This is a genomic window from Hoeflea sp. AS60 (assembly GCF_038900115.1).
In the GTDB taxonomy this organism is placed as follows: domain Bacteria; phylum Pseudomonadota; class Alphaproteobacteria; order Rhizobiales; family Rhizobiaceae; genus Hoeflea.
The window spans coordinates 800861-827200 of sequence record NZ_JBBMQP010000002.1 but is presented as its reverse complement, the minus strand read 5'-3'; the positions used below and the strand labels follow the sequence as shown (position 1 = coordinate 827200).

21 protein-coding genes are annotated in these 26340 nt (G+C 57.2%); 10 read left to right on the top strand and 11 right to left on the bottom strand.

Annotated features, from left to right (window positions below):
- Positions 1-47: 47 nt before the first annotated feature.
- The 4 genes from WNZ14_RS14235 to WNZ14_RS14220 all read left to right on the top strand — a co-directional run bounded on the left by WNZ14_RS14235 (position 48) and on the right by WNZ14_RS14220 (position 5001).
- On the top strand, positions 48-1604 hold the full coding sequence (locus tag WNZ14_RS14235) for a cobalamin-dependent protein (RefSeq protein WP_342869303.1): 1557 nt from the start codon (positions 48-50) through the stop codon (positions 1602-1604).
- A 12-nt stretch (positions 1605-1616) separates the two neighbouring features.
- Entirely contained in the window at positions 1617-2633 is a 1017-nt protein-coding gene (gene selD, locus WNZ14_RS14230) for a selenide, water dikinase SelD (protein ID WP_342869302.1), read from the top strand.
- A gap of 72 nt (positions 2634-2705) precedes the next feature.
- Positions 2706-3911, top strand: coding sequence for a radical SAM protein (locus WNZ14_RS14225; RefSeq protein ID WP_342869301.1), 1206 nt, complete (start codon positions 2706-2708; stop codon positions 3909-3911).
- 139 nt (positions 3912-4050) lie between these two features.
- Positions 4051-5001: a hypothetical protein gene (locus WNZ14_RS14220; RefSeq protein ID WP_342869300.1), complete on the top strand. Its 951-nt coding sequence runs from the start codon at positions 4051-4053 to the stop codon at positions 4999-5001.
- A gap of 404 nt (positions 5002-5405) precedes the next feature.
- Here WNZ14_RS14220 and WNZ14_RS14215 read toward each other — a convergent pair whose 3' ends face one another.
- The 4 genes from WNZ14_RS14215 to WNZ14_RS14200 form a co-directional block, all read right to left on the bottom strand.
- Positions 5406-7853 (bottom strand): FAD-dependent oxidoreductase, encoded by a 2448-nt coding sequence (locus WNZ14_RS14215; RefSeq protein WP_342869299.1) that lies wholly within the window; start codon positions 7851-7853, stop codon positions 5406-5408.
- A 61-nt stretch (positions 7854-7914) separates the two neighbouring features.
- Complete coding sequence (locus WNZ14_RS14210; RefSeq protein WP_342869298.1) at positions 7915-8862, bottom strand: GTP-binding protein; 948 nt, start codon at positions 8860-8862, stop codon at positions 7915-7917.
- The gene (locus tag WNZ14_RS14205) at positions 8862-10514 is read right to left on the bottom strand and encodes an amidohydrolase (protein ID WP_342869297.1); all 1653 of its coding nucleotides are present in this window, start codon (positions 10512-10514) and stop codon (positions 8862-8864) included. The genes WNZ14_RS14210 and WNZ14_RS14205 overlap by 1 nt, the downstream gene beginning before the upstream one ends.
- 18 nt (positions 10515-10532) lie before the next feature.
- Complete coding sequence (locus WNZ14_RS14200) at positions 10533-11153, bottom strand: cupin domain-containing protein (RefSeq protein ID WP_342869296.1); 621 nt, start codon at positions 11151-11153, stop codon at positions 10533-10535.
- Positions 11154-11273: 120 nt separating this feature from the next.
- Here WNZ14_RS14200 and WNZ14_RS14195 point away from each other — a divergent pair, with 120 nt between their 5' ends.
- The 5 genes from WNZ14_RS14195 to WNZ14_RS14175 all read left to right on the top strand — a co-directional run bounded on the left by WNZ14_RS14195 (position 11274) and on the right by WNZ14_RS14175 (position 16790).
- The gene (locus tag WNZ14_RS14195; protein WP_342869295.1) at positions 11274-12875 is read left to right on the top strand and encodes an ABC transporter substrate-binding protein; all 1602 of its coding nucleotides are present in this window, start codon (positions 11274-11276) and stop codon (positions 12873-12875) included.
- A gap of 72 nt (positions 12876-12947) precedes the next feature.
- Entirely contained in the window at positions 12948-13934 is a 987-nt protein-coding gene (locus WNZ14_RS14190; RefSeq protein WP_342869294.1) for an ABC transporter permease, read from the top strand.
- Positions 13931-14824 (top strand): ABC transporter permease, encoded by an 894-nt coding sequence (locus tag WNZ14_RS14185; RefSeq protein WP_342869293.1) that lies wholly within the window; start codon positions 13931-13933, stop codon positions 14822-14824. Before WNZ14_RS14190 ends, WNZ14_RS14185 begins: the two co-directional genes overlap by 4 nt.
- On the top strand, positions 14824-15819 hold the full coding sequence (locus tag WNZ14_RS14180; protein WP_342869292.1) for an ABC transporter ATP-binding protein: 996 nt from the start codon (positions 14824-14826) through the stop codon (positions 15817-15819). Before WNZ14_RS14185 ends, WNZ14_RS14180 begins: the two co-directional genes overlap by 1 nt.
- The gene (locus tag WNZ14_RS14175) at positions 15816-16790 is read left to right on the top strand and encodes an oligopeptide/dipeptide ABC transporter ATP-binding protein (RefSeq protein WP_342869291.1); all 975 of its coding nucleotides are present in this window, start codon (positions 15816-15818) and stop codon (positions 16788-16790) included. Before WNZ14_RS14180 ends, WNZ14_RS14175 begins: the two co-directional genes overlap by 4 nt.
- Before the next feature lie 75 nt (positions 16791-16865).
- On the opposite strand, the gene WNZ14_RS14170 is transcribed toward WNZ14_RS14175, so the two are convergent.
- From WNZ14_RS14170 to chvE, 7 genes are all read right to left on the bottom strand, one after another.
- Positions 16866-17483 (bottom strand): glutathione S-transferase, encoded by a 618-nt coding sequence (locus WNZ14_RS14170; RefSeq protein ID WP_342869290.1) that lies wholly within the window; start codon positions 17481-17483, stop codon positions 16866-16868.
- A gap of 92 nt (positions 17484-17575) precedes the next feature.
- A complete protein-coding gene (locus WNZ14_RS14165; RefSeq protein WP_342869289.1) occupies positions 17576-18493 on the bottom strand; it encodes a dihydrodipicolinate synthase family protein in 918 nt (305 codons plus the stop codon).
- A gap of 101 nt (positions 18494-18594) precedes the next feature.
- Entirely contained in the window at positions 18595-19536 is a 942-nt protein-coding gene (locus tag WNZ14_RS14160) for a Gfo/Idh/MocA family oxidoreductase (RefSeq protein WP_342869288.1), read from the bottom strand.
- Complete coding sequence (gene araD, locus WNZ14_RS14155; RefSeq protein ID WP_342869287.1) at positions 19533-21275, bottom strand: L-arabinonate dehydratase; 1743 nt, start codon at positions 21273-21275, stop codon at positions 19533-19535. The genes WNZ14_RS14160 and araD overlap by 4 nt, the downstream gene beginning before the upstream one ends.
- Positions 21276-21335: 60 nt before the next feature.
- Complete coding sequence (gene mmsB / locus WNZ14_RS14150; RefSeq protein ID WP_342869286.1) at positions 21336-22556, bottom strand: multiple monosaccharide ABC transporter permease; 1221 nt, start codon at positions 22554-22556, stop codon at positions 21336-21338.
- A 4-nt stretch (positions 22557-22560) separates the two neighbouring features.
- A complete protein-coding gene (mmsA, locus tag WNZ14_RS14145) occupies positions 22561-24081 on the bottom strand; it encodes a multiple monosaccharide ABC transporter ATP-binding protein (protein ID WP_342869285.1) in 1521 nt (506 codons plus the stop codon).
- A 94-nt stretch (positions 24082-24175) separates the two neighbouring features.
- Positions 24176-25240 (bottom strand): multiple monosaccharide ABC transporter substrate-binding protein, encoded by a 1065-nt coding sequence (chvE, locus tag WNZ14_RS14140; protein WP_342869284.1) that lies wholly within the window; start codon positions 25238-25240, stop codon positions 24176-24178.
- Positions 25241-25404: 164 nt separating this feature from the next.
- Here chvE and WNZ14_RS14135 point away from each other — a divergent pair, with 164 nt between their 5' ends.
- Complete coding sequence (locus WNZ14_RS14135) at positions 25405-26340, top strand: LysR family transcriptional regulator (protein WP_342869283.1); 936 nt, start codon at positions 25405-25407, stop codon at positions 26338-26340.

Below are 26340 nucleotides of genomic sequence, written 5' to 3'. Positions count from 1 at the left end.
CATTATTACTTGACCGCGGCGCGTGATCGACAGGACTGAGGACGTTCATGGCACAAATTTTGCTCATCGTACCACCTGCAGTTTCACACAGAACCGCAGAGGAAAATCTTGGGGTTGGCTACTTGGCATCGACGTTGCGGGCGGCCGGGCACCAAGTGGATACGATTGATGCCTGGCTTGAGGGCTTGTCCGCTAGCGATGTCGTTGCCCGTGTCAAACAACTAGATGCGCCGCTCTGGGTAGGGTTCTCGGCCTACATGACGAATATCTCGAGCTGTTTGGAAACGATAGAATACCTTAGAGAAGCTGGTATCGTTGGGCCCTATGTTGCAGGCGGTTACGGACCGACATTCAACCCGACGCAATTTCTTGATGCTGGATTCGACGTAGTTGTACGTGGCGAAGGCGAAGCGTCGGCCTTGAAAATCACTGAGTTTTTCGACTCGGGCCGTGACGATCTATCAGAAATCTCAAATATATGCTTCCGTGCGGAAGGGAAGCTAGTGGAGACAGCGCGCGAGCCGCTGAACACTGACCTCGATAAGCTCCCTTTCCCCGCGCGGGACACAATGCATCTTTCTTTAGCTCGTCGTAGCGCGATTAACATTGACAGTTCCCGGGGTTGCGCTGCTCGTTGCCTCTTTTGCTCAATTGTCGCTTTTCAGAAGCTGTCGCAGGGGCCAACTTGGCGGCAACGCACAATCTCGCATTTTGTCGACGAGCTCGAGCAACTCTATGGGCGAGGCGCGCGGCTATTTAAAGTTATCGACGATAGCCTCATCGAACCGCCCCGCGGAGTAGAATGGGCCTCACGCCTAGCAGACGAAATCGAGGCCCGCGGCCTCGTGCTGAAGTTGCGCGGTCAAATCCGGGCGGAGTACGCAACAGACGAAGTGCTTCGAGAGTTGCGTCGCGCAGGCTTCTTTAGTTTTTCTTGTGGTATTGAGAATTTTTCAGATACCGCATTGTTCAGGATGCGCAAGTCAGCTCGAGCCAAAGACAATTTTTCTGCTCTCGATGCGCTCAAAGAAAATGGATACATTGTTCAGGCTGGTCACATACTGTTTGATCACGGCACAACAATGAAGGAACTTCACGAAAATTATGCGGCGTTTCTCCGATACCCATGGATTGTCAGCAAGGGAATATTCACTGAAATGTTTGCGGCCGAAGGCACGCCCTATACTCGGCTTGTCGAGCACATTGGTATTGCGAGTGAAGCGAAGGGAAACCTCGGGAATCGCACATACACGTTCCTAAACAAGGACATTGAGGTTATCTATCATGGTCTAAAGGCATGGCAGAAGCAGATGTCTATGTTGTACGAAAAATGCGTCGATCCGCTGAGCGCTCCAAAGCTTGTTTCAGATACTGGCTTTGATTCACTGCTAGCTATTCACCGAGACTTTAGGCGCCATGATCTTGATATGTTCAACGAACTTTTAGGTGACATTGTTGCGACGCCCGAGGAGGCGGTAGAGTTCGCAGTAGATCGCGCGCGCGGACTTCGGAATGAATATGCGAAACTTTCTGATCGGCTCGACAGGACCTACTCGGCTGAAGGTCTTGTCTATGACGCTCAGCCCAATCCATTTCTCTGTTAGGGGGGCGTCAAAATGATTAATGTAAGACCCGCTAGATCTGCTGGTTGTTCCGGAAAAGTAAGCGTCTTCGATCTAAGAAAGCTACTGAAAGACTCTCTGACCTTAAATGGCCAACACGGCGTTATGATCGGTGCAGGTGATCATGACGACGCTGCGGTCGTGGACATCTCCGAACAAGATATGGGTGTATTGACAGTGGATTTCATGCATTCGCCGGTGCGTTCTCCCTACTATTTTGGACGGCTGGCATCGGCACACGCACTGAATGATATATATGCGATGGGGGCTGTGCCCTCCTTTGGACTCGTCATACTTGGTGGACCTGCCTCAGAGCGTGGAGTGTTGCTCCGTGAAATCATGCGCGGCGTGTCCGACATTGCAGCTGAGGATGGGATGTCGATATCCGGGGGTCATACCTTGTCTACCGAAGACCCTATTTGTGGTCTTGCTGCTTTTGGACGTCCAGCATCGAATATTTGGAATAACAGCGGCTGTGACCCCGGTGATTGGATCTTCATCAGCAAACCAATAGGTTCGGCGTTACTTCTACAAGAACAGAATGCACTGGACGATGATGCGCCTCCTATTGATGTACGGCTCTTTTCCTCGTGTCGCAAAGAAGCATCCATCCTAAGAGATTTCCAAATTTCGTCTGCCACGGACGTTTCAGGCTTCGGCTTGAGGTACCAACTCGGCCTCATAGCAACGAAGTCGCTTGTGACGGTCGATGTTGATATGGACATGATCCCAATCTACGGGGAATCAGTAAAGGCATTTGAGCGTGGTCAACGAGTTGGCGCTGTATGTGAGAACGGTGACTTCTTCGGGCCGATAACTGATTTTCCTGGCGATACACCGCTTATGATGACGTACTTTGTTGATGAACCGCAGACGAATGGCCCGCTCCTTTTTACTATGCCCGACGAGGCCGCTCGAAGCCTCATCGAATTGCACCCAGACGCTGGATTCACCTGTATCGGCCGTATTGGTCCGCCTTCTGGCTGCGGTGTGGTCAACTTCGGCATATGATCGAGAGGTGTTGGAGTCTGCCAAAAAAAAGAGAATTATCATAGCTGAGATTGACTTTGGGATTGGAGTAATATGAAAACGCCAGATGAATTTGGGCATTACAATCAAAGCCTTGGTCCTACAGATCAGTTTGGCGATTTGCCAGAGATCGCTCCTGAAATCAAGAATATTGGTTGGACGCTTGGCAACGATTGTCCCTATCGCTGTACTCATTGCTATAGCATGAACGCGCGCGTGAAGGGACGTGACATGTCTGTATCAATGATCGACCGGGTCGTAGAGCAACTCGCAGCTAACAATGTCGAAACCGTGAATCTCGGTGGTAACGAACCGATCTTTACGAACGGGCCGAAAGCGCGTGACACGCTTCTTCCCTACATTATGAAAAAGTTGCACGAAGAAAATATTGAGATTGGTTTAACCACCAGTGGCGTCACACTATTGCACTTGGCGCGGGACTATCCTGAAGCTTTTGAATTACTGAATGACATCGACATTTCTTTCGACTCTCCTTACGAGCAAGAGCACAACAAAAATCGTGGTGCCAATATTTATCACCAGGCCATCGAAGCAATGGAGATTTGTCAGCGCGTTGGAAAGCCTCATTCAGCTATCATGTGCGGAATGTCATGGAACTTTTCAAAACGTCACCTCACCGACCTAGTGGCGCTAGCAAAAGTGTATGATGCCAACGTACGCATCAATACCATCAAACCTGTCCAATCGGATCACATGAAAGTCGCACTAACTCCTCGGCAGTACTACGATGGTTTTTCGACTTTGCTTGCGCTGTGTGACCCGATCGATTTGGGCGAACCTCCGATCGCTTCTATCACCGATTTTCATGGTGCGCGGCGCTGTCCGTGTGGCCGAACGTCTTTCCGTATCCACTCGATAACGCCAGACGGGAAGATTCAAGTAAGTCCTTGCGTATACTTACACGATTACAAATCAGAGTTTGATCTACTTAAGTTTGACCTGATAGACATCATAGCAAGTGAACAGTTTCGCGCCTTCCGACAGCGCAACGCTAATCCAGACCAAGTTCACGGCTGTGATGGGTGCAAGCGCCTTGAAAAGTGTGGAGGGGGCTGTGCAGCCCGGTCCTATCTGCACAAATTTCACACCGAAGGCGAGCGATGTCTGAAGGCCCGTGACCCTTATTGTCCCGAACGGACCTATGCTGGGCAAGAATATCCGCGTAATCCTGAGCTTATTGATGACCAAAAGCTCGTTCACATGGATTACCTCTGCACGTGGATAGGCCGCCCAAAATGACTATTTATCGACCGACCAAAAAAACGTGACCCACCAAGTTCAAGCTAGCGTTGGAACCGGGGTGGACGGGAGCGAGAGCGGACGCCTAATTGATCGGCATCTACATTTTTCCGGGGGGTTGCCGGAATCGTTCCTAAGCGTGGTTCTTGCTAATGTGCGCAATCCGGGTAGACCGCACCATATTCTGGCGTCAGCGCTCGCGGCTCGCTCTCCTTATTCGCTCTTTGAGCGCATCCAGATGTTTGGCGGCCTGGGTGGCGGGTCTCCCGACTACAATATGTTCTTTTCCGTCTATTCGATCGTAAACGGAGCTTGCCAAGAGGCACGGCACACGGACCCGTCCTTTTTTTCTATGGGTGCCAAGGCGATTTGTGAAAGCTTAGAAGATGCAGGTATTTGGGGATGTGAATTGATCGTCGGAATTCTGTACAGCCTAGAAGCGACGGTCGATCGCATCATGCAATTGAATCACGGTATCGCAGAAAAAGGAGCAACCGGGAGGGTCAAGCTGCGACTGACCCTAATTCGCGGCGCTGACGGGCATATTCCTGACGCACAGTTTGCCGCCTGCGAGCGATTGGTTGAAGCGGGCCTGTTTCCAAGCCTCGCGTCTTCTATTGTCGGTTTTGACATTTCTGGCCGGGAGAAGGCAACAACTGGGGCGCTCGAGCAACTTCGAAGGTTGGTAAGGTTGACCAAGCTCGCGGAGGATCGTTCAGGGAAGGCGTTCACTAATACGATTCATCTTGGAGAGCGCCTTACCAAGCCCGAAAAATATCCAGCCGATTTTTACTTAGATTTACTTGAGGAAGTGACTAGGTGGAGAATTGTTCACGGGCTTCAATTCTGGCATCCAAAGTTCTTAGACACGGCTCAACGTGTGCGCAGTGTAATTGCAGCTCGGCAACTCGAATTTGACATCTGTCCCTCGGCCTCCCAGCTTATACATCAAAGAAAGATAAATTTCCGCCGATTGGAAACCTTCTGCAAAGAAACCGAAACGCGATATGCTATTTGTTCAGACAATCCTTCGCTGCTTACCACGAACGTCCGCCAAGAAACCACGATTTTCCATAGTAGGGTCATGTGAGAAAACTGCATAGAAACACCGTAGGCAGGCTCATCGTCGCGCATGATTTTTTCATAAATACAATTAGAGCAATGGCTTAGGGGGTAGAGAAGGTTCGACGGAAGTCGCGTCCCCTCCGCCATTCCTACAGCTTTGGGTCGCAAAGCCTACTTCTCCCAAAAACGTACATTCAGCCCCAAACGTTTCTTGGAAACGTCAAGAGCATTCGCATATTTCGGACGCTCTCTCGGGGGGCTCCGCTGCCTTTGCAATCCATGTCATTGAAATTTGGAAGAAATTCGCAGTTCCGGGATTTGTCACTACCTCCAGCCATCTGTCCGTGACTTCGCAATTTTCACGCAAGATCAACTGAGCCGGCAAAACTGCCGGCCCTGGAATTTGCCTGCGTGGCCGTGACAAAGCGTCTAGGACCGCGGGCGGGCGCCATCGGGGTCGTACATCGGTTTGAGCGATACCTGCGCGCCGTAGCGTCGGCCGGCGACATCAATCTCATAGGATGAGCTGAGCAGATCCGCGATTGTCTCACCTTTGCAGGGCACGTAGCCGAGGCCGATTGCGGAGCCGAGGTGATGGCCATAGGCGCCCGACGACAGGTAGCCGACGATGTGTCCATCCCTGAGCACAGGCTCGTTGTGATAAAGCAGCGGCTCTGGATCGTTGAGGCGGAATTGCAGAAGCCGCCGGTCGAGGCCGGCTTCGCGCTTTCGCAAGACGGCGTCGCGGCCGATGAAGTCGGGCTTGCCGGTCTTGACGGCAAAACCGAGACCGGCTTCCAGAACATGGTCTTCACAGGTGATGTCGTGGCCAAAATGGCGAAAGGCCTTTTCGATCCGGCAGCTGTCCATCATGTGCAGTCCGCACAGCTTAAGGCCGTGATTCTGGCCGGCTTGCCAAAGTGTCTCGAACACATGCGCTGCCATGTCGGAGCTCACATAGATTTCCCACCCCATTTCGCCGACATAGGAAACACGGTGCGCGCGAGCGAGGCCCATGCCCAGCTCGATCTCCTGCGCCGTGCCAAAGGGATTGACGAGATCGGTAAAATCGTTGGGTGACACCGCTCTCAGCACATCCCGCGATTTTGGTCCCATGACGCAGAGCACCGCTTCGCCCGCCGTGACATCGGTTATCACGACCGCGCGTTCGCCAATGTGGCGGCGCATCCAGTTTTCGTCGGCCACGCGCGTTGCCGCAGGCGTGACGACCAGGAACGCGGTTTCCGAAAGCCGCGTTATCGTCACATCCGCTTCGATTCCGCCTTTCTGGTTGAGGAACTGCGTATAGACGATGCGCCCGACGGGCACTGACATCTCGCCGCCGCAGATTGTGTTGAGGAATGTCTCTGCATCCCGGCCTTCCACCCGCAGCTTGCCGAATGACGACATGTCGTACATGCCAACACTCTCGCGAATGGCCTTGTGTTCAGATGCTGCATTTGAAAACCAGTTCTGTCGCTGCCAGCCGTACTCATAGGCTGGATCCTGACCCTGCGTCGCAATCCAGTTGGCGCGCTCCCAACCGGCAAATTCGCCGAACACCGCCCCCAGATCAGCCAGGTTCTCGTGAACGGGCGAGCGTCGAATTCCACGCGCTGTCGCCTTTTGCCGGTAGGGAAAATGGTCGGCGAACAGCAGCCCCAGGGTCTCCTTGGATCGCGCGTAAAGATAGCTCTTGTTGCCCTGGAACGGCTGCATGCGGGCGATATCGACATCACCGAGATCGAAGGGGCGTTCGCCGTCTTCCATCCATTGTGCAAGAGCCATCCCCGCACCGCCTGCCGATTGAATGCCGACCGAATTGAAGCCTGCCGCAACCCAGACATTGTCCATGCCCGGCGCCAGGCCAAGATGATAGGCGTCGTCAGGCGTAAAGCTTTCGGGGCCGTTGAAGAAGGTGTGAATTCCCGTGCTGCCAAGCAGCGGCATCCGGTTCACTGCCAGTTCCAGAGCAGGCGCAAAATGATCGAAATCTTCGGGCAACTGATCGAATTCAAAATCGGCAGGGATCCCCTCCATGCCCCACGGCTTGGCTTCCGGCTCGAACACGCCGAGCAGGATCTTGCCGGCGTCTTCTTTGTAGTAGGCATATTCGTCCGGCACCCGCAGCACCGGCAGCGCACCGAGTTCGGGGATGGATTCGGTTACAATATAAAAATGCTCGCAGGCGTGCAGCGGCACATTCACCCCCGCCATACGGCCGACTTCATGGCCCCACATGCCTGCGCAATTTACGACCATCTCACAGGCAATCTGGCCGGAACTGCCGTCTTCTGCCTGCCAATCCACGCCGGTAATGCGGCGGCCCTCGCGCGACATTCCGGTCACCTTGACCTGCTGGAATATCCGGGCGCCGCGCTTTTGCGCGCCCCTTGCCAGCGCAAGAGCAATATTGCCGGGATCGCCCTGCCCGTCCTTGGGAAGATACACGCCGGATTTCACACCATCGAGGTTCAGGTGCGGATAGCGCGCGCCGACTTCGGCAGGCGAAATCTCCTCGATTTCGACACCGAAGGCACGGGCCATGGCAGCCGAGCGCAGAAGTTCTTCCTGCCTTGCGTCCGACAGCGCAACAGTTATCGATCCCACCCGCTTGAAACCCGTGGCAACGCCGGTTTCATCCTCGAGCGTGCCATAGAGTTCCTGCGAATATCTGGCGAGCCGCGTCATGTTCGCGGTCGCGCGCAACTGGGCGATCAAGCCTGCGGCGTGCCATGTCGTCCCGCTTGTGAGTTGCTTGCGTTCCAAGAGCACCACGTCGGTCCAGCCAAGCTTTGTCAGGTGATAGGCGACGGAGCATCCGGAGATGCCGCCGCCGATGATCACGACGCGGGCCTTTTCTTGTATGTCGGGCAACGGCTAGTCTCCTGGTAGGTCGCGCTCAGAAAGCGTCAACTAAATGGTGATTGTTCCGGAGTCAGGAACCCGTGCGGGGGATGGCGCTTTCGCAATCACGATCCGCACGCTGACATTGCTCGAAGGCGCCGCGAACCTGCTCGATGTCGGGTGCCGAGTTGGCAGAAATCATGACAAGTCCAATTGGCGCGGTCGCCGGGGCGGGTGAGAAGTCGAACCGCCGTCCGACGCATTGCATCAGGGTCGGCAGGCCGGTTTCAGCATCGATGAAGATACCCTTCACCCGGTGCACTGATGGAGGCAGCGCCTGCAACACTGCAGCAAGCTGGCCGGTGTGAAGCGCGGTCTTCGGCACGAATGTCGATGTTGAAAACGCAGGGTGACTGGCCACAATGGAGCCATTCTGAAGGCTCCGGTCAGCGACTGTGGGACCCATGATCATATTGGTGTCAAGCAACGCATAAGGCGCTTTCAGGATCGGTTTGTGCACGCTCATCGTGTCGAGCCATTGCTCGGTCTTGCCAAGATCTTCGGCGTTGACGAGGTCTGTCTTTGTCAGGACGAGGAAATCGGCTGCCTTTATCTGGCTCTTGACCAATGCGCCGACGAATTTGTCCCTGGCACGGGTTTGAATTGTCTCACAATCAACGGCAGCAATAACCGCATCGAGTTTGAAGCCCGGCCAGTGACCTGCGAGCGTTGCGATCCGCCGGGGATCGGCAACCCCGCTCGCCTCCAGAAGCACCTGTTCAGGCGGGATGGACTGCGCACGCTGTGCGTCGAGCGCTGTGCCAATGTCGTCGTTGATCGAGCAACAGACGCACCCATTGGTCAAGCTGATGGTCGTGCCATCCTTGTGCTTTATCAGGCTGGCGTCGACATTGATCGCTCCGAAATCATTGACCAGCACCGCGAAGCGGCGCTCAGGATTTTGTGACAGCAAGGCATTGATGATCGTTGTCTTGCCTGCGCCGAGATAGCCAGTCAGGAGTGTTACCGGTATGTGCATCATACGCTCTTGAGCGGGTATGGACGGCCTTCGAAAACGGTGCCCCAGATCGGGATGTCCTTGAGATTTTCCACCGGTGTTTCCCATGGGTCCGCTTCCAACACCGTGAAGTCTGCGCATTTGCCGGCGCGAATCGACCCCACCTCGTGCTCCATTCCGAGCACGTAGGCGGCATCGATGGTGATCGCGCGCATTGCCGCGTCGAGCGAGATCCGCTCCTGCGGTCCAAGGACAGCACCGGATTCCGCTATTCGATTGACCGCAACCCAGGCCGAATTGAGCGGTTCCGCCGGTGCCATTGTGAAATCGGAATGGAGCGCTGTCGTGACGCCAAGGCGGTTCAGCGTTCCAAGCCGAGCCATCTGGGAGGCGCGCTCATGTCCAATGGAGCTGCGCCAATAGGCCTCGCCGAGCTCATGAACGTAATAGACATTGGCGGAAACGATGGCGCCGAGATCCGCAATCCTGCGAGCCTGCTCCGGCGTCGAAACACCGAAATGCTCGATCGTGAACCGGTGATTGAAGCGCGGTCTTTCAAACTGCAACTTCTCGAGAACATCGAGCGCCAGCTCCAGCCCCATGTCACCGGTGCAGTGGACGTGCACCTGCTTGCCATCGTTCCAGAATGCCCTGGCCAAAGCCTCGAAGGTTTCGGGCGCTGTCATCCATTCGCCATGGTGGCCATCAATGAAGCCGGGCGGCAGCATCTGCATGAGTTCGGCAAAGAAACCGCCATCGGCGAAAAGCTTGACGCCGTTTCCAAAGCTCAGGCGATGTAACCCTCTGGCCTGATAGCTGTTGACCCGTTCGACCGCCTCGTCTGTGGCTCCGTTCCAGGTTCCCCGCAGCACGGCGCGTGGCACAAGCCTCATGCGGAACGGCACATTGTCCCGCTCAATGCTTTTCGTGAGCACATCCCATTCCAGCGCATCGTCGAGCAAGGGAAAGGCAAGCTCGCCGATGGTGGTGTGGCCGCCTTGATGGATCGCTTTCTTGACCAGTTCGAGCCCTGCGCCGAACCGTGCAGGAGAAAGAAGAAACGGGTTCATCGCCCGGGTCGCGACTCCAAGTCCGGTCTCATAGAACCTGCCCGTCTCCAGCTCGATTTGCGGATGGCGCTCAAGCTCGGTGCGATCAAGCGACATCCAGTCGATGGCGGCATCGTTCGCGATGATTTCATGGAACGAACGCTGCCAGACGATGATCGGGCGGGTGCTTGAAACACGGTTGAGTTCAGTCCGGTGAACACGGCCGTGCCAGATCTTGTGGTAGCCCCAGGTGATCAGCGGTTCATTTTTGTCTTCGATCCCTCGCTCGATCTCGGTCAAGCGCTCCAAATAGGCTTCATGGGATGTCACCGGCGGGCAGACGCGGTCCGGCAGTTTCCATTCCATCGCCGTGATGAAATGACAGGGCAGCAGAGTGGCCCCCAGCGAGGGATGCAGATGCGGGTCGATGAAGCCCGGCATGATGATGTGGTTCTTAAACCGCGTGTCGATGCGATGTGGATGGCTTTCGAGCCAGGGCTTGATCGTTTCCAGCGTTCCAACTTCAATGATCTTGCCGTCGCGAACGGCCACGGCGGTCGCCTCAGGAAGCGATTCGTTCATGGTACGGATCTTGCGGGCCGTAAAGACTACAATTTCACTCATCGCCATCGTGCCTTCTCGTCAATAGGTCGCGGGGCTGATGGCCCAGACAACCACAGTGTCTCTGCTACCCGGGTTGTGGCACCAATGCCTGCCCGAGCCCGGCAATTGGAAGCTGTCACCTTCCTCTAGAAGAAACGTCCTGCCATCGACGGTGAGTTGCAGCGTTCCGGCCAGCACATACCCACCTTCCTCCCCCTTGCGCTCGCGTCCGTGCTCGCCGGTACCCGCGCCGGGAGCAAAGGTGGTCAGGATCATTTCCAGTTGCCCGGTCAAATGGGCGGATAGCAGTTCCTCGCGGGTCCCTGCCTGGCTCAGATTGAGTTCCCTGCGAGCGGCAGCGCGAACGACATAGTCACGCTCTTCAATGCGCTCCTCGTCGACACCGGAGAAAAACCAGCTGATCGAGACATCCAGGGCCTGCGCGATTGCATCGAGCGTATCGATGTTGATCGGGCTCACGCCTCGTTCCATTTCGCTGAGGTTGCCGACCGATCGGCCGGTGCGCTCCTTGAGATCGCTAAGCGTGAAACCGCGAGCGCGTCGAAGCTCTCGGATCTGCTGTCCCACCGGAACACGGAGGTCCGGCCGGAAATTTCTTGCTTCAGCCAAGGCGGTGTTTCCACCCGTTCTCTTCGTCATTTCGAATTTCCTGAACTCAGTTTTCGCGTGTCTGAAAATTTTGTTGCGTTTTTTCAGATTCAATGCAACTCATATTTTCAATAATAGCGATACGCAAACGCTTCAGGGGAGCAAAAATCTATGTTCTATGAGAATTTACGGTCATCTCTTATCCGTGTGGCAGTGGCTTCGGCCGTCGCATTCAGTGGCCTTGTAACCGTCGCAAACGCCGAACCGGTGCGCGGCGGTACGCTGAAGACATTCACCAGCGGCTATCGAACACTTAACCCGGCGGTCCAGTCGGGAGCGGCAACCGGCGCACCAGGATCACAGATCTTCGCCGGCCTGATCCAGGTTGAAGACAATTATGAAATCCAGCCCTACCTCGCCAAGAGCTGGGAAATTTCATCTGACCAGCTCAGCGTAACGTTTCACCTGGTATCCGGCGCCAAGTTCCATGACGGCCAGCCGATCACCTCTGAAGACGTCGCCTTTTCGCTCGAGGCGGTAAAGGCCAATCACCCTTTCGGTGCAGCCATGTTCGGCAATGTCGAAAGCGTCGAGACGCCTGACCCCGAAACCGCGGTGTTCCGGATGTCCAAACCGGTTCCAGGACTTCTCCTGTCGCTGGAACCATTGCTGATGCCGATCTTGCCCAAGCATGTCTACGGCGACGGACAGGAACTGAAGACCCATCCACGCAACTCGGAAAATGTTGTTGGATCCGGCCCGTTCAAGGTCGAGGAAAACAACCCGGCGGAGCGCCTGACGCTGGTGCGCAATGACGACTTCTTTATTCCGGATCGGCCTTATCTCGACAAGATTACCTTCGCGGTGGTCAAGGATCCGCTGACGCGCGTGCTGATGATGGAAAAAGGCGATCTCGACTACGCCGCCTTTTCGGGAATTCGGCCAAACGACGCAACACGCCTTGAAAAGGTAACGGGCCTGACCGTCACCACCGAAGGGTATGGCGCGCTGGGTTATGTGCATTATCTGGAAATGAACCTGCGCAACAAGCCATTCAGTGACCACAAGGTCCGCGAGGCACTGGCGCGTGCAATTGATACCGGCTTCCTGGCGAAGGTCATCTTTGGTGGCCGGACCGAGCCTGGTACCGGACCTCTGCATACCGGAAACCCTTTCTACACTGCTGACGTCACCCGGCATGAGCCCGATCTGGACACGGCTGCGGCCTTGCTCGACGAGGCAGGCTATCCTCTGGGCGCAGACGGAACACGGTTCGGCTTCACGCTCGATGTTCCAAGCTGGGCACCTGCCGCGCATGGTCCGATGGCAGAATACATCCAGGCGACGCTTGCCAAGCTTGGCATCAAGGTGGAACTGCGCAAGGCTCCCGATTTCGGCACCTGGGTGAAGCGCATCTCGAGCTTTGACTACGAGGCGACAATGAACGGGTCGTTCAACTACCCCGATCCGGTCATTGGTGTGCATCGCCATTTCGACTGCGAAAACATTCGAAACGTGATCTGGGCCAATACAGAAGGCTATTGCAACAAGGACGTTGATGCGATGCTGAGTGCGGCAGCAACGGAAACCGATCTGGAAAAGCGCAAGGGCCTGTATGCCGACATCCAGAAGACGGTCGCCGAAGATCTGGTGTTCATCTACATGCCGCAGGATTTCAGTGCGACAGTTTATCGTGATGATGTCGGCAACCCGCCTTCAACGCCTTTCGGCGCGCTTGCACCTTGGACCGACGTCTATCTCAAGACGCAGTAAGCACCATGTGCGGTCACCAAACTTGATGGTGACCGCACAGACCATCTCGAAAGTTTAGCGAAGAGGTTCGATATGGCCTTTCCCGGCTTGCTGCGTGCAGCGATCGTTCGCCGAGCCTGCAATGTGCTTTTGCTCTTGCTCGCAGTTCTCGTCCTCAATTTCAGCCTGATCCATCTTGCTCCCGGCGACCCTGTTGAAGCACTGGTCGGCGAAATGGGCGGCGCAACCCCCGAACTGATCGCGCAACTGCGCGTGCAGTATGGGCTGGACCAGCCCTTCATTGTGCAACTGATGGTTTACCTCGGAAACGTCGTCCAGGGTGATCTCGGGGTGTCCACCTATTACAACCGACCCGTCACGGCTCTGGTGCTGGAGCGTATAGGTCCGACACTTCTCCTGGTTACGTCTTCGCTGTTCAGCGCAATTGTTCTGGGGACATTGCTTGGCGTCTTTTCCGCGCAAAGGCGCCGGTCGCCGCTCAGTCATCTGGTGACAGTGCTGTCACTCGCGGGTTTTTCTGCCCCTGTATTCTGGCTCGGGATCATGCTGATCCTGATGTTTTCGGTCGCCATCCCGATCCTGCCGATTTCCGGCATGTCTTCCGGCGACAGTTCACAGGGGATATGGCTCTACTGTCTGGATGTCGGCCAGCACCTGGTCTTGCCGGCGCTCACTTTGGCTTTGATCTATCTGGCTTTCTACAGCCGCCTTTCGAGAACAAGCATGATCGATGTGCTTGATGCCGACTATGTGCGAACCGCACGTGCCAAGGGGTTGAGCCAGCGGCAGGTTATCTACAAGCACGCATTGCGCAACGCCATCCTTCCGGTGGTCACCTTTGCCGGACTTCAGTTTGGACAGGTGCTCTCAGGCGCGGTCCTCGTCGAGACCGTGTTTGCATGGCCCGGGCTGGGAACGCTCGCTTATGAATCAATTCTCAGGCGTGACGCTCCAACCCTGCTCGGGATACTGTTTTTCTCTGCGATGATTGTCATTGCGATGAATGTTTTCACAGACATCGTCTACCGCCTCGTAGATCCAAGGATTAAGGCGCGATGAACAGCAAAGCCGCACCCGATCAAACGTCGCCTCCCCTCATCGCGGAACCGACTTCGCCCACCCGCCAGGCTTGGCTGATGTTTCGCGGAAACCTGTCCGCCATGGCAGGACTGGTAATCCTCCTCCTGATCCTGTTTGTCGCAATTCTCGGGCCTTCGCTCTATCCGGTCTCGCCGACCGAGATGGTGTGGATGCCGCTGACGCCACCCGGCGCCTCGGAGTACTGGCTCGGCACGGACTATATCGGCCGTGATATTCTGGCCGGTCTGATCAATGGCGGCAGGGTGACGATAGCAATAGGTCTTGCGGCCGCAAGCATCACTTTCGTGATTGGCGTTACCATTGGCGCTCTTGCCGGATTTTATGGCGGATGGGTCGACAACCTGTTGATGCGCGTCACCGAGTTTTTCCAGGTCTTGCCGAACCTGCTGTTTGCCATGATCGTGGTCATGCTGTTTTCCGCAAGCCTCACCAATGTCGCCATTGCGATCGGCATCGTGTCCTGGACCGCGACAGCGCGATTGACGCGTGCGGAGTTCATGCGCATTCGCGAGATGGAGTATGTCAAAGCCGAACGGGCCATCGGCGCCCGAAACCGACGGTTGATCTGGTCGGTCATTCTGCCGAACGCCGCGCCGCCGCTGGTCGTGGTTTCTGCACTGAGCACCGGTTCGGCGATCCTGTTCGAGGCTGGTCTTTCCTTTCTTGGTCTCAGCGATCCGAACGCAATGAGCTGGGGTCGGATGATTGGCGACAATCGCCCCTACATCCTCGACAGCTGGTGGGGCGTGACCTTTCCCGGTGTTGCGATCTTTCTCACCGTGCTTGCCATCTGTCTGGTCGGCGACGGCCTCAATGACGCGTTCAATCCCAAGCTGAGGCAGCGCTGATGAGTTCACCTCTGCTGTCGGTTCGCGATCTCGAAATCGCCTTTCGGATTGGTGATAGCGACGTGCCTGTCGTCCGTGATCTGTCCTTTGACGTCCATCACGGCGAAACCCTGGGTATTGTCGGTGAGTCCGGTTGCGGAAAGAGCATCACCGCTCTCTCCTTGATGGGGCTCATACCGACCCCTCCGGGACGCATCAGCCGAGGCCAGATACTGTTTCAGGGTGAAGATCTGGTTCAGGCTGGCGAGACGCGCCTCAGGCAGATCCGGGGCCGTGAGATTTCCATGGTGTTTCAGGAGCCAATGACATCGCTCAACCCGGTGTTTACGATCGGCGAGCAGATTGCCGAAACGGTTCGGGCGCATTTCAGTGTCTCGCGACGGGAAGCGCGCGACCGGGCAATCGAAATGCTGCGCCTGGTCGAGATCCCTGCAGCAGAGAAACGCGTCGATAACTATCCGCACCAACTGTCTGGCGGAATGCGGCAACGGGTCATGATCGCAATCGCGCTGGCCTGCGAGCCGAAGCTGCTGATCGCAGACGAACCGACAACGGCGCTGGATGTGACGGTGCAAGCGCAGATCTTCGATCTTTTTCTGAACCTGCAGCAAAAGACAAAAGCTGCCATCATCCTGATTACTCACGATATCGGCGCTGTCGCGGAAATGACTGATCGGGTGATGGTCATGTATGCAGGACGCAAGATTGAAGAAGCGCCAGTCGACGACTTCATCAACAGGCCGATGCATCCCTATGCGCGCGGGCTCATCTCCTGCATACCGCGGCTGAGCGCTGATCCGAGCAATGAACCGGAACCGCTTTTCGAAATACCCGGTGTCGTGCCGGGTGCCCGCCAGCTCGGTGCCGCTGGCTGCGCTTTCGCTCCACGTTGCGCCAACGTGCTGGAGCGTTGCCGGGAAGATACTCCAGCACTGGAGATGAAGCGCGAAGCCCACCCGGTCGCCTGCTGGAACAATGTGGAGTATCCCGCGTGAGCAATCCCGAAACACTTTTGGACGTCTCCGATCTCAAGGTGCATTTCCCGACAGCTGACGGCGGCACGGTTCATGCGGTCGATGGGGTCTCTTTCACAATCAGGAACGGCGTTGCCTATGGCATCGTCGGCGAAAGCGGCTCCGGAAAGACCACTGTCGCCCAGACCTGCGCTCGGCTTGTGGAGCCGACATCGGGCATGATCCGGCTGAAGGGGCAGGATATCACTGCCATCAAGGGCGACGCGCTCAGATCGATCCGGAAGGACATCCAGTTCGTCTTTCAGGACCCTTATGCCTCGCTCAATCCGCGCGAGCGTGCCGGTTCAATCGTCCGGCGCCCGCTCGATCTGATGTCGATCGGTTCCCGCAGCTCGCGCAAGGCGCGGGTGGATGAGCTTTTCGAGATTGTCGGCCTGCACCCTGAGCAGCAAGACCTGTTTCCGCACCAGTTCTCCGGCGGCCAACGCCAGCGGATAGGCATTGCGAGAGCTCTGGCGAGCCAGCCAAGTCTGGTCATCTGTGATGAACCTGTCTCGGCGCTGGACGTGGCCATTCAGGCCCAGATCCTCAATCTGCTTGCGCGACTGAAATCCGAATTCGGGCTTTCATATCTCTTCATCAGCCACGATCTGGCTGTGGTGCAGCACCTGTGCGACGTCATTGCAGTCATGTATCTGGGAACGATCGTGGAAGTGGGAACCAAGCGCCAGATCTTTCAGAACCCGCTTCATCCCTACACCCGCGCGCTGATTTCCGCGGTGCCATCCACAAGTACGGTTGGGCGATCCGAACGCATCCGGCTTGAGGGTGAGCCGCCCAGCCCGATCAACCTTCCCACCGGCTGCCGGTTTGCCTCACGCTGCTCCCGCAGTCAGCCTGAATGCCTTGTTTCGGCTCCGGAATTGCAGGAGGTAAGCGACCAGCATTCGGTGGCTTGCCGCCGCGTAGACGCAGATGGAAACTGGGTTTGATTTCCACACACTGACTGGTTGGTATCCAATCAGAAGGGCGGCTGCTCTCATCATTCAGGCACTTGGCCAGCGCGATCAGGGAAAGCAAACCGGTGGGTCACCGTCGTGCCATTGCGGGTATTTCTTCATGATCTGGTCAAAGCGTTCCGATGCCAGGAACCGCTCGAGCCAGCCTTGCAGACTGGGCCACGGCTGGGCGTCAAACCAGTCCTTGTCGATAAAGGCAAACTGGCGAACGAAGGGCAGGATGGCAAAGTCGGACAAGGTCGGATGATCGAAGATCCACTCGCCGATCGTCGAGTTGAGATCGCTGAGAAACACAGCCGCGATATCCCGCTGGCCGTCTGGATCTACATCAGGATAGCGGTTGGGGTACTTGGTTCGGTCAAGCGCCTGTTTGAACGGGCCATCTGTCCGCGCGATCCAGTCATGACCCGCCTCGGGCATGTTCAGCCAGTTGTCGGGGTCATTCTCACGCAGCGCCCAGATCATCACGTCGAGGCTTTCGTCGATGACGAAACCTTCGCCGACGAGACACGGCACCGTCCCGCTCGGCGAGGCCTTGAGGAACGCTTCAGGCTTGTCCCGCAATACGACTTCGCGCAGTTCGACCTCAAGACCGGCTGAGGACATGGCCAGACGCGCGCGCATCGCATAGGGACACCGACGGAAGGAGTAGAGAACAGGTTTCATCACACCCCTGCTCTAGCAAACTCCGCCCTGATTTCAAATGCAGCGGCTGAAGGCGCCGCATTTGTTTATGAGAGTCACAAGGCATTCTCGGCCTATTTGCCCCACTTCAGCGCGATGACGTCAAGGTCGCGGGCAAGCTGCAGCAGGCGGGCCTTGGTGCGCTCGGACATCGGCTTGAGCGGATGGCGCACGTAATCGCTCTTGATCACGCCGCCTTCCTTGAACACGACCTTTGCCGCGCGCAGGCCGCACTGCCGGTTCTCGTGGTTGATCAGCGGCAGGCATTTCTGCCATTGGGCCAGCGCCGCATCTTTCTCGCCCGCGAGGAAATGCGTCACAATCGGCCGGATCTTTTCCGGGAACATGGCCGATGTCATGGTGCCGGTAGCGCCGGCGTCGAGATCGGCCAGCAGCGTCACCGCTTCCTCACCGTCAAACGGACCATCGATATACTCGCCTGCGGCTTCAATCAGCGCTGCCAGCTTGTCGGCGGCGAAGGGGCACTCGATCTTGAAATAGGAGACATTCTCGAGCTCCTTTGCCAGCCGTGCCAGCAGGTCAACCGGCATCGTCACGCCTGACAGCGGCGCATCCTGAACCATGATCGGAATCGAGATGGATTTGCTGACCGCCTCGAAATGCTCGAAAATACCCTGCGGAGCCGGGAACAGCCCGGAGCCGTGATAGGGCGGCATCATCATGATCATCGACGCGCCCATTGATTGCGCCGCCTTCGCCCGCTGCGTGGCTATCTCTGTCGAGAAATGGCTGGTGGTGACAATGACCGGCACGCGGCCCGCCGTATGCTCGAGGCTCAGCCGCATCAGCAGCGTGCGTTCGTCATCCGACAGCAGGAATTGTTCGGAATAGTTGGCGAGGATACAGATGGCGTCGACGCCCTGATCGATCATGCAATCAATCACCCTGCGCATGCCGTCTTCATCCACGCGCCCATCGGCATGAAAAGGCGTAGGCGCCACAGGGAGAATATTGGCGAGCGGTTGCTTCATAGTGTCGTCCTTTCGAAAAATGGTCTCATGGGTTTCGGCCGCGACTGAAGGCTTTCATCTCCAGGCAAGATGCCTGGGGACTCTCGTCGGGCTCGAAAACCTCACTCGACAAAAGGCTCGACGGCGACCCGCCGGCCCAGAAGAAATGCGTCGGCAACAAGCGCCAGGGGGGAGAGATCCATGTCTATGCCCCCTGCCCGCACCAATGCGGCCATGTTGGCATAAAGCCGCGGGTACTCGCCGTGCAGCGCATTGGCTCCAGGCGCAGCACTTTGCTTCACGCCGTCAATCGAAAGCGACGCTCCCCCTTCAGACAACACGAGATTGCCCTGCTCGGTTTCGATCGCAATGTTCCAGAACTGATCGCCCTCCTTGCGGAAATCGAATTCCGCACTGACATGCGCCCCATGCGGATGGGTGAATGTCAGGTTGGCGGCAATCGGGGTGTCGCAATTTTCCGGGATCAGCAGTTCGGACGAAGCCACCCGGATCGGCTCGGCCAAGAGCGCTGTGACGATAGAAAGCGCGTTGATGCCGGGATCAAAGACCCCCAGCCCGCCGGCCTCCCAGATCCATGTCTGGCCCGGATGCCATTTGCGCACATCTTCTTTCCAGGTGACGACAAGGCTCGTGAGCCGCTTGCCGGCGAGCCAGGCCTTGGCGGTGGCAACCATGGCCGCTTCGCGCGAATGCCAGGTCGCATAGATCGACACACCGGCCTTGCGCGCCAGAGCGTCCAGCGCATGGCATTCGGACAATGTCGCGCCCGGAGGCTTTTCCAGCATTACGTGACGTCCGGCTTCAATCGCCGCTCTGGCATAGTCAAATCGCGGAACCGGCGGCATGCAGAGCGACACCACGCTGATATCGGGACGTGCCTGCAGCATCGCATCAAAATCATCGAAGGACTCGACACCATCGACCGTCCCGTGCCGGGATACGGTTGCGGCCAGATCCCATTCGGGCGATGCCATCAAGGCAGGAACATGCTGGTCGCGGGCGATCTTGCCGATACCAGCCAGTGCAATTTTCAAAGGCATCAATGCGAATCCCTTCCGACCGCCGAGCCTCTGCTTCCGATCAGAAAATCAAGATCAGCCCCGGTGTCGGCACCTTGGGTGTGTTTCTGGTGCAGCCAGGCATAGCCTGACGGCGCGCTTGCAATGATCGGTTTCCAGTCTTTCAGTCGCGCCGTCAGTTCCGCGTCGGAAATATCGAGCCGGATACTGCGTGCGCTCACATCGAGTTCAATCATGTCACCGTTCTGAACCACGGCCAGAGGTCCACCATCGGCGGCCTCGGGCGAAGTGTGCAGGATCACGGTGCCATAGGCGGTGCCCGACATCCGCGCATCAGATATGCGGATCATGTCAGTGATCCCCTTCTTCAGAACCTTGGGTGGAAGCCCCATGTTGCCGACTTCCGCCATGCCCGGATAGCCTTTCGGGCCGCAATTCTTCAACACCATCACGCAGGTCTCGTCGATGTCGAGTGCGTCATCGTTGATCTTGGCCTTGTAGTCATCGATGTCTTCAAACACGACGGCGCGGCCGCGATGCTTGAGCAGGTGTGCAGAGGCTGCCGATGGCTTGATCACCGCACCCTTTGGAGCGAGATTGCCCTTGAGCACGGCGATGCCGCCTTGCGCCGTGAGCGCCTTTTCAACGGGCAGGATGACGTCCTCATTGTTGTTGATGGCGTCCTTCACTTCGTCCCAGATCGCAGTTCCGCTGACCGTCATTGCATCCTTGTTGAGGAGGCCCGCTTCGCCAAGGCGCTTGAGAACAACCGGCAGGCCGCCGGCATAGAAGAATTCTTCCATCAGGTATTTGCCCGATGGCATCAGGTTGACGATCGTGGCCACGTCACGCCCGCAGCGGTCCCAGTCGTCCAGTGTCAGGTCAACGCCCACCCGCCCGGCAATCGCCAGCAGGTGAATGACCGCGTTGGTCGACCCACCGATGGCGCCGTTTGTGCGGATGGCGTTTTCAAACGCCTGCTTGGTCATGACGTCGGATGGCTTGAGGTCATCCCTGACCATGTCGACAATTCGGCGGCCGGACATCTGCGCCATCACACGACGGCGGCTGTCGACGGCCGGAATGGCGGCATTGCCGGACAAGGCCATGCCGAGCGCTTCCGCCATCGAGGCCATCGTAGAGGCGGTGCCCATCGTGTTGCAGGTTCCTGCCGAGCGCGACATCGAGGCTTCCGCTTCGAGGAAATCCTCCTGCGACATCTCTCCGGCTTTCACGGCTTCTGAGAACTTCCACAGATGCGTGCCGGATCCGACGCGCTCGCCGCGGAAATAGCCGTTCAGCATCGGTCCGCCTGTGACCACGATTGCAGGCAGGTCAGTCGACGCCGCTCCCATCAACAGGCTCGGCGTGGTCTTGTCACAGCCCACCAGCAACACAACGCCGTCCATCGGTTGGCCGCGGATGGTTTCCTCAACCGCCAGTGCCGCGAGATTGCGGAACATCATCGCTGTTGGACGGAATGTGCTCTCGGAGGCAGAAAACACAGGAACCTCGACCGGGAAGCCGCCGGCTTCAAGCACGCCGTTCTTCACCCGTTCGGCGAGATCGCGCAGATGCGCGTTGCACGGGGTGAGTTCGGACCATGTGTTGAGAATGCCGATGACCGGGCGGCCGTCGAACATGTCATGCGGGAAGCCCTGGTTCTTCATCCAGCCGCGGTGATAGATCTGGTCGCGGCCGGTTCCGCCGAACCATTCCTGGGAACGAAGTTTACGCGGCCATTGTGCTGGTTTGAATGTCATGTTTGTTTCCGAAACCCCGGCCGCCTCGAGACTGGCGGCTAGCGGTTTTCCCCTCTTGAATCAGCTCTGTTTGTTCTTGTTGTAGACATCGAAGATAACGGCTGCGAGGAGCACGAGCCCCTTGATGACCTGTTGATAGTCAATTCCGATCCCCATGATCGACATTCCATTGTTCATCACGCCCATGATGAAGGCGCCGACCACCGCGCCGACAATCTTGCCGACACCACCGGACATCGAGGCGCCGCCGATAAACACCGCAGCAATCACGTCGAGCTCGAACGAAACACCCGCCTTGGGCGTTGCCGTGTTCAGTCGCGCGGCAAAGATCAGCCCGGCAAGGGCCGCCAGCATGCCCATGTTGACGAATGTCAGGAAGGTCAGTCTTTCGGTGCGGATGCCTGACAGCTTGGCTGCTTTTTCATTGCCACCGAGAGCATAGATGCGGCGTCCAAGAACGGTTGATTCCGTGATGAAGGCATAGACGATCGTCAGGATGCCCATGGTGATCAGCACATTCGGTAGACCACGAAAGGTGGCGAGCTTGTAGGACACAAACACAATTGCGCCGGCCACAAGCAGGTTGCGCATGATGAAGAAACTCATCGGTTCGGCCATCATGCCATAGGCATGATTGCGTGCTCGCGAGCGCAAACCCATCCAGATGATTAATCCGGCAATCACCAGCCCGGTGACGACCGCAAAGCCGTTCATCCGTTCAACCCCGAACATGGATTTGACGAAGGGCAGCAGGTCGGGAATGAAACCGGTCGACAGCGCCTGAAACTGGCGTGGAAAAGGTCCCACCGACTGGCCTTCGAGCAACCACAGGGATGCTCCGCGAAACACCAGCATGCCGGCAAGCGTGACGATGAAGGATGGAATGCGCCAATAGGCAATCCAGTAGCCTTGGGCAGCACCAATAAGGATGCCGACCATCAGGCAGCAGGGAATGGTGAGGTAGATCGACCACTCCCAGTTGACCATCATCACGGCAGCTAAAGCGCCAACGAAGCCCACCACCGAACCGACCGAGAGGTCGATATGCCCGGCGACGATCACCAGCAGCATGCCGAGCGCCATGATGATGATATAGCTGTTTTGCAGGAACAGGTTTGTGATGTTGACCGGCCGTAGCAGTGTGCCGTCAGTCATCACCTGGAAGAACGCCATGATGGCGATCAGCGCCAGCACCATGCCATAGTCACGCAAGTGATTGGCCAGGTATTGCCCGGCGGAACGGCCTGGCTGAGCGTTTGATGTGTCGGGTTCGCTCGCCATAGTCTCAACTCCTCACAATGAAGGACATGATGCGTTCCTGGCTCGCTTCCGCAGCGGTCAGTTCGCCCACAAGAGCACCTTCATTCATCACATAAATTCGGTCACACATGCCCAAGAGCTCGGGCAGCTCGGACGAGATCATCAACACGCCCTTCCCGTCGGCGACGAGCTTGTTGATGATGCCGTAGATTTCGTATTTGGCACCCACATCGATGCCGCGGGTCGGCTCGTCCAGGATCAGCACCTTCGGATCGGCAAACAGCCACTTGGAGAGCACGACCTTCTGCTGATTGCCACCCGACAGGTTGACCACCTTCTGGAACACGCCGGGGGTGCGAATGTTGATCGCCTTGCGGTATCCTTCCGCAACATTGATCTCCTGCGCCTCCGATATCACTCCATAAGACGCGACCTTTGGGAGGTTGGCGAGGGTGATGTTGCGCTGGATGGTCTCGTCGAGAACCAGGCCGAGGTGCTTGCGGTCTTCGGTGACATAGGCAAGCCCTGCGGAGATTGAACGGTCTACGGTGGACACGTCGGCAGGCGTCCCCTCGATCAGAACTTCGCCCGATATTCTGCGGCCGTAGCTTTTGCCGAATATGCTCATGGCGAGCTCTGTCCGCCCCGATCCCATGAGACCCGCAATGCCAACGACTTCGCCGGCGCGGACAGTAAGGCAGGCATCGCGGATGACCTGACGCTCACTGTGTTCGGGATGCCAGACGTTCCAGTTGCGGACATCCATCAGCACGTCGCCGGGATTGCTTTCGCGCTCGGGAAACCGCTGCGCCATGTCGCGACCGACCATATCGTGGATGATGCGGTCTTCGGTGATGGCTTCGCTGCGCGCATCGAGCGTCGAAATTGTCGAGCCGTCGCGGATCACGGTGACCCGGTCGGCAATGCTGCGCACTTCATTGAGCTTGTGGCTGATGATGATCGATGTGACGCCCTGCGCCTTGAGCTCGGTCAGGAGATCGAGCAGTGCCTGGCTGTCCTTTTCCGACAGGGCGGAGGTAGGTTCATCCAGAATGAGCAGCCGCACATCCTTGGACAGCGCCTTGGCGATTTCGACAAGTTGCTGCTTGCCAACTCCGATGCGATCGACAAGCGTGCCGGGCGCTTCCGAAAGCCCGACCTTTTTCAAAAGCGCTTCGGTGCGCTGAAAGGTTTCATGCCAGTCGACGACGCCGTTGTTCGCGCATTCATTGCCGATGAACAGGTTTTCGGCAATCGACAGCAAAGGCACCAGCGCCAGTTCCTGGTGAATGATGATGATCCCGACTGCCTCGCTTTCGCGGATGCCGGAAAACGCGGCGACAGAGCCGTCGTAATGGATTTCCCCGTCATAGGATCCTGCCGGATAGACGCCGGACAAGACCTTCATCAATGTCGATTTGCCAGCCCCGTTTTCCCCGACCAGGGCGTGAATTTCGCCTTCCATGACGGTGAGGTTCACCGCATTGAGAGCTTTCACGCCGGGAAACGTCTTGGTTATGGAGCGCATCTCCAGAAGGGGTTTCATTGCTGCATCTCGGTATCGACAGAACTGGGGTAAAGGGTCCGAGCCGCACTTTGGCAAGCGCGGCTCGGACTGCGTTGTGGCTGCTTGGGTCAGCCTACTTGATCTGATCCATCGTGTAGTAGCCCGAACCGATCAGGATCTCTTCCCAGTTCGACTTGTCGACCGACACCGGCTCCAGGAGATAGGATTCCACCACCTTGACGCCATTGTCATAGGTCTTGGTATCGTTGATCTCCGGAGTGCCGCCCTGAAGCAGCGCGTCCACCATACCGACGGTGACGCGGGCCAGTTCGCGGGTGTCCTTGAACACGGTCGAATACTGCTCGCCCGCCAGGATCGACTTGACCGACTGGACTTCGGCGTCCTGTCCGGTGACGATCGGCATCTTCAGATCGCCCGAACCGTATCCGACGCCCTTGAGCGACGACAGGATGCCGATGGAAAGGCCATCATAGGGCGAGAGAACGCCCTGCACCTGCTTGTCGGTGTAGTGAGCAGACAGAAGGTTGTCCATCCGGGCCTGCGCCACTGCGCCATCCCAGCGAAGTGTGCCGACCTTGTCCATGCCCATCTGGCCAGAAGCAATGACAACCTCGCCGGAATCGATCAGCGGCTGCAGCACGCTCATCGCGCCGTTGTAGAAGAAGAAGGCGTTGTTGTCGTCCGGCGAACCGCCGAATAACTCGACATTGTAGGGGCCGTCGCCGAAACGTTCTTTCAGGCCAGCGACCAGCGAACTCGCCTGCTGCACGCCAACCTTGAAGTTGTCGAAGGTCGCATAGTAGTCGACATTACCGCTTTCACGGATCAGTCGGTCGTAAGCGATGACCTTGATGCCGGACGCGGCAGCATTTTCAAGCGCGTTGGACAGCGTAGTGCCGTCGATCGCCGCAATCACCAGAACATTGACGCCCTTGGTGATCATGTTCTCGATCTGCGCAAGCTGATTTGGAATATCGTCTTCTGCATACTGCAGATCGGTCGCGTAACCGGCGGCGGTGAACTGTTCCACCATCGAATTCCCGTCGGAAATCCAGCGAGCCGATGACTTGGTTGGCATTGCGATGCCAACGGTGCCTTTGTCCTGGGCCAGTACGGGCGTCGAAATCAAACCGACGCCGAGCGCAACTGCCGACAAAATTGATGTAAGCTTTCTCATAAAGTCCTCCCGAGACAGGGCCATGCAGCGGCAGACCCCTCCTCAGAAGTCAAACCCTGCCAGCCATAAGGATCCATTTGAACCCACGCTAACGTACTGAGTTTGCATCATGCTTTTCAAATGAATAGATTGACATTCTGCATACCAAAATTGATAAGACGAAAATGGCACCCATATCGCGCAACCTGCAGCTCAAGGACTTTCGGCTGATCCAGTCGATCCACGAAACCGGTCAGCTGGGTCTGGCCGCCGAACAAATGGCTCTGTCTCAGCCGGCCGCATCCCGCATGCTCGCAAGCATCGAGCAGGTTGTCGGCGGGCCGGTCTTCTTGCGCCACCCGAAGGGCATGACGCCGACCCCTGTTGGTGAAACCCTCATCCGCAATGGCCACAATTTGCTTAATGGCCTGGAACAGACCCTCAGGGAGATTTCATCCGTCAGCGAAGGCCTCGCCGGGACCGCGCGGGTCGGCTCTGTCACCGATGGCGCCGTGGCCTTCGTAGTGCCGGCGATCCAGGAGTTGAAGAAAACAGCCACGGGGGCTGATATTCATATCGACGTCGCACCGAGCGACGTTCTGGTCGAGGGGTTGTTCCGCGGCGAGTATGACTTCGTTCTCTCACGGATTCCGCCGAAATATGACAAGCGTCTGCTTGAAGTGCGCCGCGGCCGCCATGAGGATATCTGCTTCCTGGTTCGGGCCGGCCATCCGCTCGCGCAAAACGAGACGGCACCTCTGGAGCGTATCGCGGCCTACGAATGGGTCATACAGGCACCGCACACGCCGCTGCGCCAGGCGGTTGAAGCGGTCTTCGTCTCGGCCGGCGTCGAGCTTCCGGGCGATATCGTCAACACCACGTCGATGCTGGTCATGCTTGCCTATCTCGCGTCGTCAGAAGCTCTCGTGCCGATCCCGAGGCCGGTGGCGGACATGTTCATCGCCAACAACCTGGCCAGCGGCCTGGCCATTGTCGGCCCGGAGGAGAAGATCCTCGTCAGCCCCTATTATCTTGTTTCACGCAAGAACGTGATCATCAGCGCGGTCGCCACCCGTTTGCGCGAACTGGTCTTTGCCGCGATGAACGAAACGGTCGGTTGA

Excerpts from the sequence above, each read along its gene's own strand:
- WNZ14_RS14235 (WP_342869303.1), top strand. The coding sequence starts at position 48 with ATGGCACAAATTTTGCTCATCGTACCACCTGCAGTTTCACACAGAACC.
- selD (WP_342869302.1), top strand. The coding sequence starts at position 1,617 with ATGATTAATGTAAGACCCGCTAGATCTGCTGGTTGTTCCGGAAAAGTA.
- WNZ14_RS14225 (WP_342869301.1), top strand. The coding sequence starts at position 2,706 with ATGAAAACGCCAGATGAATTTGGGCATTACAATCAAAGCCTTGGTCCT.
- WNZ14_RS14210 (WP_342869298.1), bottom strand. The coding sequence starts at position 8,862 with ATGCACATACCGGTAACACTCCTGACTGGCTATCTCGGCGCAGGCAAG.
- WNZ14_RS14205 (WP_342869297.1), bottom strand. The coding sequence starts at position 10,514 with ATGAGTGAAATTGTAGTCTTTACGGCCCGCAAGATCCGTACCATGAAC.
- WNZ14_RS14200 (WP_342869296.1), bottom strand. The coding sequence starts at position 11,153 with ATGACGAAGAGAACGGGTGGAAACACCGCCTTGGCTGAAGCAAGAAAT.
- WNZ14_RS14195 (WP_342869295.1), top strand. The coding sequence starts at position 11,274 with ATGTTCTATGAGAATTTACGGTCATCTCTTATCCGTGTGGCAGTGGCT.
- WNZ14_RS14190 (WP_342869294.1), top strand. The coding sequence starts at position 12,948 with ATGGCCTTTCCCGGCTTGCTGCGTGCAGCGATCGTTCGCCGAGCCTGC.
- WNZ14_RS14185 (WP_342869293.1), top strand. The coding sequence starts at position 13,931 with ATGAACAGCAAAGCCGCACCCGATCAAACGTCGCCTCCCCTCATCGCG.
- WNZ14_RS14180 (WP_342869292.1), top strand. The coding sequence starts at position 14,824 with ATGAGTTCACCTCTGCTGTCGGTTCGCGATCTCGAAATCGCCTTTCGG.
- WNZ14_RS14170 (WP_342869290.1), bottom strand. The coding sequence starts at position 17,483 with ATGAAACCTGTTCTCTACTCCTTCCGTCGGTGTCCCTATGCGATGCGC.
- WNZ14_RS14165 (WP_342869289.1), bottom strand. The coding sequence starts at position 18,493 with ATGAAGCAACCGCTCGCCAATATTCTCCCTGTGGCGCCTACGCCTTTT.
- araD (WP_342869287.1), bottom strand. The coding sequence starts at position 21,275 with ATGACATTCAAACCAGCACAATGGCCGCGTAAACTTCGTTCCCAGGAA.
- mmsB (WP_342869286.1), bottom strand. The coding sequence starts at position 22,556 with ATGGCGAGCGAACCCGACACATCAAACGCTCAGCCAGGCCGTTCCGCC.
- mmsA (WP_342869285.1), bottom strand. The coding sequence starts at position 24,081 with ATGAAACCCCTTCTGGAGATGCGCTCCATAACCAAGACGTTTCCCGGC.
- chvE (WP_342869284.1), bottom strand. The coding sequence starts at position 25,240 with ATGAGAAAGCTTACATCAATTTTGTCGGCAGTTGCGCTCGGCGTCGGT.
- WNZ14_RS14135 (WP_342869283.1), top strand. The coding sequence starts at position 25,405 with ATGGCACCCATATCGCGCAACCTGCAGCTCAAGGACTTTCGGCTGATC.